Below are 12,071 nucleotides of genomic sequence, written 5' to 3'. Positions count from 1 at the left end.
CCTCTATTACAAAAACCACGGGCTGGAAAGCGGCAATGTTAAGTGCCTGGGAGTATCACCCAGCTACATATATATCGGCTTCCTTACCGGGGGTCTCTGGCGTTTTGACCCGCAGATTGAGCGGTTCGATCCGATCCTTTTTCCGGAATATGCACCAAACAATATCGGCGTGCGCAGTATATACGCTAAAAATGACAGCATTTTGTACGTCGGGCATACGAGCGGAGTAGATGTACTGAATCTCAGTTCGGGTGAACTGCGGACCATTAAAAAACTGGGTGACATTCCTATGGGTACTCCTGTGAATGAGATCAAGGTGTTCAACGACAGGATCTGGGTTTGCACGCCAAACGGGCTGGCAGTGGCAGACGAGAACAACCCGAATCTCGATGTCGAATCCAGTTGGAAAACGTACTCGAATAGATCCGGCGGCTTCAACTGTATTCAGAATGTAAAAGACAATTCCGGAGAACACATTTTTCTGGGTACCACTCTGGATGGCCTGCTTGAATTTTTTGAAAAAGATGGCACCTTCTGGGAAACTGATACATTTGGAAGTATTTTCAGTATTTCGGAGGGTCTGGGAACCTATCTTGCGGTGGGAAGCAGTGGTTTGTTTAAGAAAAATGGCACGTTGTGGAATCGTAAAGATATAAACTACTATAAAAGTCTTTTTGCCACAAAAGATAGAGCCTGGCTGGGAACGATTACCGATGGAATAAAATGTTATGCGGACACCGGGCTTGTGGATATTGCGCCGGTTCCGGGCCCGAGAAGTATGACGTTCAGTAAAATACAGGTTACTGATGACAATGTCGTTTGGGCGACAACTGCTTTGAAGGAAGATAATAGAACATCATTACACCGGCTGCAGAATAATGTCTGGACAACCTATGGTGAGAGCGATGGTTTTGTTACTACTCCTGATGCGGTAGTGCTTGACAACAACCAGACTGTCTGGCTTGCGGCCTGGGGAAAGAACCCAAGCGGTGTATTTGTGATTCAGGATGACGGGACCCCGGACAAAAAAGGGGATAAGATCATTCCGCTCGATCCCGCTCATACGATAATAAAGGATACTATTCAAAAAAATTATGTTGTGTGCCCCGATATTACGAAAGACAAACACGGCAATATCTGGGTTGCCAATTACCAGCTTGATCAGCCCGACGCCGACGAACCCCTCAGTCATAATCTCGAGCCTATCCCCTCCTCGGGAGCAGTGGTCCTCAATGGGTACCCTTTGACCAAATACCAGCATTATTCTCCTTTGGACGGAGATATTCCCACCGCCAAGATCTTTCGAATCTGCGCGGATAACGATGGATGGGTATGGATGGGGACGTTTACCAAGGGGGTTATGGTGCTGTATGTCGGAGATGATCCCTTCGACAAATCCCGCCGTGAAAAACAGCTTCTCAACCTGGAAAGCGGCCTGAACAGCCTCCGTATTTCCGCCCTTCAATTCGACAAAGATGGATATGTCTGGGTCGGTACTGATGCAGGGCTGAACCGCATTACCAAGTTCCCCAATCACGGCCTGAAGGTGGAAATCATGAATCAGCTTCTCGGCGCCGCAGCGGGTGAAGTGTTGTGTATCGAAGTCGACCGCCTTAACAACAAATGGATCGGCACCTCGCGGGGGATCGTGAAAATCAACGCCGGCAATGAACTGGTTACGGTGTATACCGCACAAAACAGCGGTTTGTTCTCCAATACTATTTATGCGTTAAAATATGATAACAAACGCGATGTCCTCTGGGTCGGGACTGATTCCGGTCTGAACAAGTTCCATGTTTTCGGAACCCAGGCAGTGGAAACCGGGAAAATGATCCATGTATATCCCAATCCATTTTCCCTCTACGGAACCGATTCCGTCTGTACGTTCACCAATCTGAAACCGGGCGAGCCGGTTCGCATCTATACTTTCAACGGCGCGCAGGTGAATCAGCTCGATGTGAAATACACCAACGAAAAAGGTATCTCCTACGTCCGGTGGAATGGGCGCAATTTCAAAAATGAGTATGCCGCTTCCGGGGTATACTTTTTCTCCGGAGTGGACAAGGACGGCAATCAATTCCGTGACAAGATGGTGTTGATAAGGAGATAGATAAAGATTAGGCACAAAGTGACAAAGGCACAGAGGCGCAAAGGTAATTATATCTTTTACCTTACCTTTGAATTCAAATTCTTTTGTTCACTCTTTATTCTTTATAGCCTTGTTCCTGAGCATTTAGCCTCAATACTGTTCATTAACGGAGTATTTCACTGTTCATAATGCTCAAATGTTTTAAATTTTAACAATAAGTATAGAAAATACTTGATAAAGAATTTTTATAAGGTAATATTCGTTTATCAATAAGTTTATGAAGAATTTTGACTGCTAATGATTTTGATATGGGGAATCCCGGAATAATCCTATGATCTCAGATTATCCCTGCCCATTGTGTAAATTCCGCGACTGGAAACCTGTCCAGAGATATATCTATAAGGCCGCTGACCATTCCCCGAATTCCCTATTCAGGAACGATAGAATCATAAGCCTTGTGCATTATCTCACCGGATTTGCCAGATCGTTCATCTATGCTTCGCCAAAACCAAAGAGGATCAGAGAAAGACTTCTGAACTCCTATGAACGTCTTAGGAGAGAGGTCCTTTTCAGGGTCTGGTTCCCTGATAAGCAGGAGATTGCTATCACCTCTCAATATTGCCTGAATTGCGGTTTTATGGCATATAGCCCCCGTCCGGATGAAAATGATATCTCAGAAAAATACAGATTCCTTGGGGAGCACAGTAGACCGGAGGAGATAGAGGAGTACAATTCATTTCTCGAGAATGACCCTTACTCTAAAAGTAACAGAGAACATATCTATAACCTTGTCATGGGTGGGTTGAAAAAGGAGAATATCCGTATTCTCGACTGCGGAGGGGCAAGCGGCTGGTTTGTCGTTCCATTTGCGGAGCACGGATGTCAATGCGACCTGGTTGATTATGAGACAGGGCAGGTTGCGGGGATAAGGAAGGTCGGGAACAACATCCATGAGTTAAACGAAAAAGAAATTTACGATGCAATTGTATGTAGGGCGGTTCTTGAGCATATAGCCGATCCCCTGTCTGTTGTGAAAATGTTCCGCAATCTATTGAAAAAGGAGGGGTTGGTATATGCGATGGTTCCCTGCGAGATACACGCGGGGATAGCCAGACTTGGCTATGACCCTGTGACACATATAAACGCCTTCACCCCGAATTCCTTTGAGGCGTTGTTCAGGCTGGCGGATTTTGAGGTAAGCTCGGGCGCAGATGAGATGAGCAATATATGGATTTTGGCGGGGAAGAGAGCAGAAGGGGATATGGGGATTTCAGATTTTAAGCTCGATATTGAAAAGTATTTGTATCCGGGAAGGTGGGAGACGTTGAAGAAGTATGTTTTGAATCGGATTAATCCATTTAAATAGACATTAAGATGCTTTTTTGAACCGTGGTGATGAATAACTACTAAAAACACAATATACACGAAAATTGTTTTCTCATTTCCCATGATCAAAATGTTCTTTCATGACTTTCGTGCGGTTCCTGATTATTTCATTGAAAGCAATTTTATACGGTATCGCTAAAATGAACTTTATTGAATTTAGCCGAGTCTTCTATTAGGGGAGATGCCATTTGTTTCAGCACCTGAAGCGTCTGTTCAAACACTCGGTGGTCTATGGGTTGGCGGAGACGGTATCACGGGGAACCGGATTCGTCCTGGTCTTCATTTACACCCATGTGTTCACCCAGGAAGAAATGGGAGTGCGAACTGCCCTGTACAGCGCCGCCGCCTTTCTCGGGCTGTTCTATACCCTTGGGCTGGATAATGCCTTCCTCCGGTATTTCATGGATAAGGAGTACGAAAAAAAGCGGGACGAGGTGCTGAGCACGGCATTCACCTTCACCATGTTGATCGGCCTTATTTTTCTTCTTTCTGCCTTTTTTTTCAATGGCTTCATATCTCAGGTCATCACCAAGAGCGATTCCTACCGCTACCTCATTCGGCTCCTGTTTTTAACAATGATTTTCGATACCGTGGTAGTATATCCTACTCTGGTGTTGCGGGCGGAGAACCGTCTCCTTTACTATTCGGTGATTTCCTTCGTCCGGTTCGTTCTGTTCATCGCTTTAAACATTCTGTTTGTAGTAATCATGGGCCGGGGTCTTGATGGTGTTTTCGAGGCCAACCTGATTGTTGTGGCAGTGATTGCAGTTCTGCTCATACCAGTATACCGCACCTATCTGGGCCGGTATGTGTCCATAAGCACGCTGAAGCAGATGCTTGCTTTCGGAGTTCCCACCATATTCACCCTTCTGGCCATGCGAATTGTGGATAATTCCGATCGATTCCTCATCCTTTACCTTCTCGGAGACCAGGGAATGCGGGAGCTGGGAGGGTACGGGGTAGCGTACGCTCTGGGAATGGCGGGCATCATGGTTTTTGTGAACTCTTTCCGGCTGGCATGGCAGCCGTTCTTCCTCTCGGTGAAGGATGACAGGGACGCTCAGAAAATGTTTGCACGGGTGGCGACCTACTATGCGATGTTCATCGGTGTTGTTTTTCTGGCTATCACCCTGTTCCGAAACGAGTTATTCAGCCTGTACGCCCCGCCGGACAGGTATCCTGTTTATCTGGCAGGTTTACTTCCGTTTGTCGCTTTTGCTTATGTCATTGACGGTTTTTACCTCATCATGCTGGCGGGAATTTTTATCCGTGAGAAAACCAGGTATCTTCCGGCAGCGACAGCGGTGGGCGCACTTCTTAACATCGGATTGAACTTTCTCATGATTCCGATGTTTGGAGTATTTGGAGCGGCATATACTACCATCGTGGCATATATCTCCATGGCGGCAGTGCTTTATTTCCTCTCCCGGAGGGTGTATCCGGTCGAGTATGAATTCGGAAGGCTGAGCGCTGTATTTCTGCTCACAGTGATCATAGCGCTTATCCCGGAATTCATTAAACTGGAAGGACATGCGGCAAGTATTATTTTCCGGGGGTTACTCCTCCTGGCACCTCCGGTGGTCTATCTTACCAGCGGATTCCTTCGTCCTGAAGAGCACAGAATTTTAATGAGGCTGGGAAAACCCGAATTGCCTGAGGTCCGTGATGAATGACAGTGAGCGCGAGCTTTTCCTGAAAGCGCTGGATAATTTACCGCAGGACATCCAGAGCGCGAAATACGGATCCGATCCGGGTGCGGAGAAACCGACCCGGCCGCGAGCGGTTCATGATCTCACGGTGGATCTCCACGGCTACACCAAAGACCGGGCGCTCGCCCGAGTGAGGAGTGTTTTGAGCAGGGCGAAAGGAAAGCGTCTCCGTATTCTGATTATCACCGGCCGTGGGAATAACTCTGAGGGGGGAGTGGGAATACTGAGGAAAGCGGTTGAGGATTTTTTACAAAAAGCGGGCGCCCCGTTTGTACGGGAATACGGTCCGGCTGCCCCTGAATTCGGCGGCGACGGGGCATTTGACATACTAACAAAATAACTTTTTTCGTTGAAAAAATGTTGTATACTTACAATGCGTGCCGTATCTTCACAGGTAAAATCGTTTTTCCATCACTAAAAAATCCGCTGTCAATCCATAGAGAAGAATTCATTTCCGATACTCTCTATGAGGGCTTATTTCATTCTATCGCTACCTTTGAAAGGGATATTCATGAAATTCATGTATATGTCCGTCCTTGTCATGGCGGCATTTACCATAGTATTTTCCGCTTCATGGGCAAGTCCGGCGCCGGGGAAAAATCCCAAGGCGCCCCAGACGCCTATCGAGCCCTTTACCAAAGTGACCCTGAAAAACGGGCTGGATGTACTTGTGAAAGAGGTGCATACAGCTCCCATCGTTGCGGTATATCTCTTGTGCAACACGGGCAGCATCAACGAGACCGAGCATGAACAGGGCATCTCCCATTTCTATGAGCATATGTTCTTCAAAGGGACAGAAAAACGCGGAGTAGGGGAAATAGACCGTGCGGTAAAAGGCCTGGGCGGATACAACAATGCGTTCACTTCCAAAGAATACACGGCGTACTACGTGGTTCTGCCCTCGGGAAATTTTCCGCTGGCCGCCGATGTCCTCATCGATGCCATCCGGAATTCCACCTTCCTCGAAGAGGAAATAAAAAAGGAGCTGGGGGTCATCAAGGAAGAGATGAACCGCAAGGAAGACGAGCCGATGGGCAAGCTGTACGAGGAGATGTTCAAGGTCATGTTCCCGGGCACTCCGTATGCCCATCCGGTGCTGGGAACTCCGGAAAGCGTTTCAGGGATTACCCGGGAAGATTTCAAGGCCTACCTCGGCAAGTACTATGTTCCCAACAACATGACCGCGGTGGTGGTCGGCGATGTGAAAACCTCCCAGGCAATAAGTGAAATAGAGCGCCTGACCGAGGGATGGAACCCCAATCCTGATCTTAAGAAAAACGTTCAGGACTTTGCAGTTCCCCAGAGGAAATCCATCCAGGGGTTCACCCTCGAGAAGGATGTGAACATGTCGTATGTAATGATGGCTTTTCCGACCACCGGGCTGAAGGATGTACGTGAAAATGCCGCTTTGGATGTGGCCAGCTCCATTCTGGGAGAGGGAAGAAGCTCACGGCTCTACCGCAGGATTGTGGAAAAGGAGCAGATAGCTTCTGCGGTGCAGGTGTTTATCTACCCCCTGAAACGCGCCGGTCTGTTTGTCATTCTTGGCATTATGGACCGTGAGAATGTCCCCCGGTTCAGAGATGTGGTGCTTGAGGAGATTGTCAAACTGCGGAATGATGCCTCTGATCCGGAAGAGCTGAAAAAGGTGAAAACCATGCTCAAGGCTGATTTTGAGTTTTCCAATGAAACCGATTCCGATATCGCCAGTACCCTTGGCGACTATAATATCCTGGGAATTCTGGAGCGGGTTACCGAATATGAACGGACCATCGATTCGGTGAGCGCCGGCGACCTGAACGCCTATGTAAAAAAAATCCTCGATCCGGCGGCTTATTCCCTCGGTATCATCAATCAGCGTATCCCTACCGACAGGGAGGTCCGTGGTGAATAGAAGCCGCAACGCGGTATACATGCTCATTTCGCTCCTGACAGTGAGCGGATTATTTCCTTTGGAGGCTCTGGCTGTGAAACGAACCAAGCTGACCAACGATCTGACCATATTGACCAATCCCCTGACCACGAACAGCATCGTATCGGTGATTATATCTCTTAACATGGGCAGTTTGTATGAACCTGACGACAAGGCGGGGCTTTTTACCCTCATGCAGGATACCATTATCAAGGGTACAAAAACACGTGCTTCAGAACAGATCGCCCTGGAACTGGAGAGTATGGGTACCCGGTTATCTTCCTCCACCGACCGTGAATATGGAACCATCGCGATACAGTCCACCTCGGCAAGTCTGTACAAAAGTCTGGAAGTGCTCTATGATATTATCCTGAATGCCTCCTTTCCGGGAGATGCAGTGGAACTTCAGAAAAAGCTCCAGGCGCGTAATATCCTCACACGCCGTGATCAGCCCCTGAACAGGGCTGTCGAACTGATGGTGGAGGCTCATTACGGCAAACATCCCTTCCATAAGCCTCTTATGGGATATCCTGAAACCATTGCAAAATTAACCCGGGATGACCTTGTAAAGACGTACCGGGATATTTATATTCCCAATAACATGGTCATCACCGCAGTGGGGAATTTTGAGGAAAAGCGTCTGATTGAAGATATCACCCGGGCGCTGGGCGGACTCTCCAAAGGCACCGAGCCTCACCGGGTCGCCGGTGAAATAGAGGTGCATGCGGCTCCGGTGGAAAATGTCGAAACCCGTGAAACCGCAGCAAGCTGGTTTGCTCTGGGGTGGTCCTCGCCGGTTTTAAACGATCCCGTTTACTACTCTATGGATGTGCTGGATTCCATCACCGGCGGATCGATGAACTCACGGCTTTTTGTGGCCATAAGGGAAAAGAGGGGGCTGGCCTACCAGGTGTCTTCCTTTGTCAATGCCCGTCTGGCGTCCGGGCTTTATGTGGCATATATCGGCACGAAACCTTCCACCTACCAGGAAGCAAAAAAGGTGCTTCTGGAGGAAATTTTTCGCATGAAAAATGAGGAGGCTCTGCCCGATGAGATTACCCTGGCGAAAAATTACCTTCGCGGCATGTATATCATGAGCCTGGAGTCCAATTCCGGACAGGCTGCCCAGCACGGGCATTACGAGATTCTCGGGCTGGGATTCGAGTTTGCCGATGACTATACCCGGAATGTCGAAAGAGTAAATGCTCAAGATATTATGAGGGTGGCTAAAAAATATTTGACCGTGAACTACAGTCTGGGCGGTGTTTTGTCGAAATAATAATGTAGGACAGCATGAAACGATTGAAAATCGGCGTTCTCGCATCTGGCGGCGGCTCGAATCTGCAGAGTATCATCGACCGCAGCCTCGATGGGTCGCTTGCAGGCGATGTAGTGCTGGTGATTTCCAACAATTCCAGTGCAAAAGCGATCGAGAGAGCGCGCCGGCACGGCATCGACAGTCTCCATATCAGCGCTCAGAGCGAGGGTTCGTTCGAGGCTGCGGACAAAAGAATAACGGCAGAGCTTAAAGGTCACGGTATTGATCTGGTGGTTCTTGCCGGATATATGAAGAAAGCAGGTCCTGTTCTGCTTCATGCTTATGCAGGAAGGATCATCAATATCCACCCGGCGCTTCTCCCCAAATTCGGAGGCGAAGGAATGTATGGAATGCGCGTGCATGGGGCGGTGATTGCGGCGGGTGAGAGAGAGAGCGGTGCAACTGTACATCTGGTAGACAATACGTACGATCATGGGCCGGTACTTTCACAGGCAAAAGTACCGGTTTTGCCCGGCGACACTCCTGAAACACTTCAGAAGAGAGTTCTGGAAAAGGAGCATGAAATTCTTCCGCGAACCATTCAGGAATTAGCTGAGAACTGGGAGAATAAGTGATGGAAAAATCATGCGCGAAGATGACTGATGAGCTCATAGAAAGGGCGCTCTCTGAAGATTTGGGGCCCGGCGATATAACCACCGACTCTACCGTGCCGGCAGGGCTGGTCTCCACCGCTTTCCTTTTCAGCAAGGAAAAAGGAGTTCTATCCGGCATAGATGTGGCCATGAATGTTTTTCACAAAGTCGATCCCTCTCTCAAGACAAAAACATTTTATAAAGATGGGCAGACTATCAATCCGGGACACAAAGTAGCCGATATAAACGGCTCGGTCGCCTCGATTCTGAAAGCAGAGCGTACCTCGCTCAATTTTCTGGGGCGTATGACCGGTATTGCCACCAGAACCGCGCAGTATGTGGATCTTATCAAAGGCTGCAACGCCAAAATCCTCGACACCCGGAAGACGGCTCCCGCCATGCGGCATCTGGATAAATATTCGGTGAAAGTGGGCGGAGGTTCAAACCACCGGTTCGGGCTGTATGACATGGTGCTTATCAAGGACAATCATATCGCTGTTTCCGGGGGTATACGAATTGCAGTGGACCGCGTAATCGAATATTTGAACAACAACCGTCAGAACTACAAAATTGAGGTGGAGTGCAAATCATTTGACGAGGTGCTGGAGGCGGCATATACTCCGGTGGATATCATCATGCTGGATAATATGGAAGTTACCGATATACAAAAATCGGTATCACGTGTTAAAAAAATCGCCGCCGAGCTTGGAAAGACCATACGGCTTGAAGTATCGGGCAATATCAGCATAAAAAATGTCCGGGCGATTGCCGAAACGGGGGTGGATTATATTTCTATCGGCGCCCTGACACACTCGGTTACCAACCATGATTTTTCGCTTATGTTCGTCGAGCTGTAAACGATTATTTTTTGACAGGATTTACATGATGATCCTGGAAAATTTTTAAATTATTTTCTGGAGTATCTTTACCTCACCCCCTATCCCCCTCTCCTAGTCAGGAGAGGGGATAACTCTCAGCGGTACTTGTCATTACCCTCTCCTGACTAGGAGAGGGTGGCCGAAGGCCGGGTGAGGTTTTCGGTAGTGCGGAAAGCTTTGTAACACTTTTTGCCGGATCATCAAGTATACGACGTGGACTGAATGTTGGAATTACAGGGCAGCCGTATCAGAATGCTCTCATCTTCCGGGGGAGACATCCCCTGGCATGATCTGGATGAGATTTCATCCACCATGGATTTCGCTGCTGAATTGGTAAATAACGGCTGCCGATCCTGGACTGTGGTCAGCGCCCTCCTGCAGACTACCGGTCGCGGAACAAAGGGGCGGAACTGGTCATCTCTCCGTGGGAAAGGATTGTGGGCGTCGATTATCATGCCGCCGCCCGTTGATGCACGGAAAATGACCGGTTTGACAGTAGAAGCGGGGAAAGCCCTGGCTGAAAGTATTCATGAGCTTACCGGCGCCCTCTGCGAGATCAAAGACCCGAACGATGTGTTAATCCGGGGCCGTAAGGCTGCCGGAATTCTCATCGAAACGGTCATCCGGGGAGAAGCTGTGCTGTCGGTGATTCTGGGCATGGGAGTTAATATTTCTCAGACTGAGGAGGATTTCCGGGAGGCATGGCTGCCCGATGCCACTTCGCTCTTTCTGGAAACCGGTTATACCCCTGACCGTAAGACGCTCCTGACATCGTTCCTTAATCGTTTCCGGCCGAAGTATGAATCGATGACCGGGATAACATGAGAGTCCAAAGTACAAAGCCAAAAATAGTACCATGATCGCACTCTTCGACAGCGGAAATTCCCGATTGCATTTTGCCTGCTGGGATGGTGAAACCGTCCGAAACCCGCTCTATGTGCCTTACCCGGAAACTATCGACCTCTTACCCGCAACGATCTGCCGCCTTCTCTCCTCCATTCCCGATCCGGAGTGGATTGCGGCATGTTCTGTCTCGCCGCTCTACCGTGAACCGCTGTTTCGCATTCTCCATTCCCAGGCGCCCGGGAAACTGGTGATCGCCCGCACCGCCGCTGATCTCGATGTGCGGGTGGTGTATGACCGGCCGGAACAGTACGGAATAGACCGCGCCCTGGCCGCCCTCAGAGCCTGGAGGCTTTTTCAAAAATCCTGCGTGGTGATCGATGTAGGAACTGCTGTAACAGTAGATGCGATTGACCATGACGGCACAGTCATGGGAGGATATATTTTCCCCGGCGCGGACGCTATGGCACATGCGCTTGCCTCACAGACAGGGTTGCCTATGGTATCCCCTGATATGCAGTGCCGTGATCCCGGGAACAGCACCCGGAGCTGTATAGCCTGCGGAATTGCAGGAGGGATGGCCGGGGCGGTTGATGTCCTGTTCACGAAAGCATCCGAAACGGTCGGAAGCGGCGATAGAGTCGTAATTACCGGCGGCGGCGGTGAAAAACTCCTTCCTCTACTCTCTTTTCAGGCAGAATACCGCCCAAATCTGGTTTTAGAAGGATTGGGACTTGCCTCTGCCAATCTGCCTCTTTATCTTTATGAATAAGGATCTTTCTCGCAAAGTTCGCCCATTCAAGAACGAAAGAAAACAGAAGGGTGATCATCATAAAGGTTAATCCCCCCTACCCCCCTTATTAAGGGTGAAAAAGAAAATTGTTCCTTGCACTATGAAAAGATTTATTAGGATTTGACAGAACCCTCTCTCAAAATTCCCCCCTTAATAAGGGGGGATGCCGAAGGCAGGAGGGATCTTTAAAGACACAGGAGCACTCAATTTCTCTTATTTACTGTATGTTGCTGACTTAACGATATACCTGTATTTAATTATTTGGTGATTCATGGATGTCATCAGAGTTCTAGGACTGAAGATTACCGCAACGCATGGAGTTCTGCCCGAAGAAAAAACCAGGCCTCAGCTTTTTGAGGTGGATGTGGAGCTGTATCGCGATCTTTCCAAACCCGCGGTCAGCGACCGGCTGGAAGATACGGTTGATTATTCCCGTATTGTCTCACGCGTGGAGGAGGTCATGAAGGGAGAATCCTGTAATCTCCTGGAGCGGCTGGCCGGGAAAATCATTGACGCTCTTCGAAACAGCGTAGGAAAAGGCAGGCTCGTG

At 48.9% G+C, this 12,071-nt stretch carries 11 protein-coding genes; all 11 read left to right on the top strand.

Annotated features, from left to right (window positions below):
• Window positions 1–2,110 (top strand): two-component regulator propeller domain-containing protein (locus tag Q8O92_13815; GenBank protein MDP2984391.1); only part of this gene is annotated, 2,110 nt, incomplete at its 5' end.
• A 310-nt stretch (window positions 2,111–2,420) separates the two neighbouring features.
• Window positions 2,421–3,455 (top strand): class I SAM-dependent methyltransferase, encoded by a 1,035-nt coding sequence (locus Q8O92_13810; protein ID MDP2984390.1) that lies wholly within the window; start codon window positions 2,421–2,423, stop codon window positions 3,453–3,455.
• A gap of 208 nt (window positions 3,456–3,663) precedes the next feature.
• Window positions 3,664–5,148, top strand: a complete 1,485-nt coding sequence (locus Q8O92_13805; protein MDP2984389.1) for an oligosaccharide flippase family protein — start codon at window positions 3,664–3,666, stop codon at window positions 5,146–5,148.
• The gene (locus Q8O92_13800) at window positions 5,141–5,524 is read left to right on the top strand and encodes a Smr/MutS family protein (protein MDP2984388.1); all 384 of its coding nucleotides are present in this window, start codon (window positions 5,141–5,143) and stop codon (window positions 5,522–5,524) included. The genes Q8O92_13805 and Q8O92_13800 overlap by 8 nt, the downstream gene beginning before the upstream one ends.
• 171 nt (window positions 5,525–5,695) lie before the next feature.
• Window positions 5,696–7,078 carry a pitrilysin family protein gene (locus tag Q8O92_13795; protein ID MDP2984387.1) on the top strand — a complete coding sequence of 461 codons (1,383 nt, stop codon included), beginning with the start codon at window positions 5,696–5,698 and terminating at the stop codon, window positions 7,076–7,078.
• Window positions 7,071–8,375 (top strand): pitrilysin family protein, encoded by a 1,305-nt coding sequence (locus Q8O92_13790; protein MDP2984386.1) that lies wholly within the window; start codon window positions 7,071–7,073, stop codon window positions 8,373–8,375. Before Q8O92_13795 ends, Q8O92_13790 begins: the two co-directional genes overlap by 8 nt.
• Window positions 8,376–8,389: 14 nt before the next feature.
• The gene (gene purN / locus Q8O92_13785) at window positions 8,390–8,989 is read left to right on the top strand and encodes a phosphoribosylglycinamide formyltransferase (protein MDP2984385.1); all 600 of its coding nucleotides are present in this window, start codon (window positions 8,390–8,392) and stop codon (window positions 8,987–8,989) included.
• Window positions 8,989–9,864 (top strand): carboxylating nicotinate-nucleotide diphosphorylase, encoded by an 876-nt coding sequence (gene nadC, locus Q8O92_13780; protein ID MDP2984384.1) that lies wholly within the window; start codon window positions 8,989–8,991, stop codon window positions 9,862–9,864. Before purN ends, nadC begins: the two co-directional genes overlap by 1 nt.
• Before the next feature lie 243 nt (window positions 9,865–10,107).
• Window positions 10,108–10,710 (top strand): biotin--[acetyl-CoA-carboxylase] ligase, encoded by a 603-nt coding sequence (locus tag Q8O92_13775; protein ID MDP2984383.1) that lies wholly within the window; start codon window positions 10,108–10,110, stop codon window positions 10,708–10,710.
• Window positions 10,711–10,741: 31 nt separating this feature from the next.
• Window positions 10,742–11,500 (top strand): type III pantothenate kinase, encoded by a 759-nt coding sequence (locus Q8O92_13770; GenBank protein ID MDP2984382.1) that lies wholly within the window; start codon window positions 10,742–10,744, stop codon window positions 11,498–11,500.
• Between the two features lie 292 nt (window positions 11,501–11,792).
• On the top strand, window positions 11,793–12,071 hold a 279-nt coding region (gene folB, locus Q8O92_13765), incomplete at its 3' end, for a dihydroneopterin aldolase (GenBank protein ID MDP2984381.1).

It is taken from the genome of Candidatus Latescibacter sp. (assembly GCA_030692375.1).
In the GTDB taxonomy this organism is placed as follows: Bacteria; Latescibacterota; Latescibacteria; order Latescibacterales; family Latescibacteraceae; genus JAUYCD01.
The sequence above is the reverse complement of the archived record's forward strand: the minus strand, read 5'-3'. Positions and strand labels throughout refer to the sequence as shown.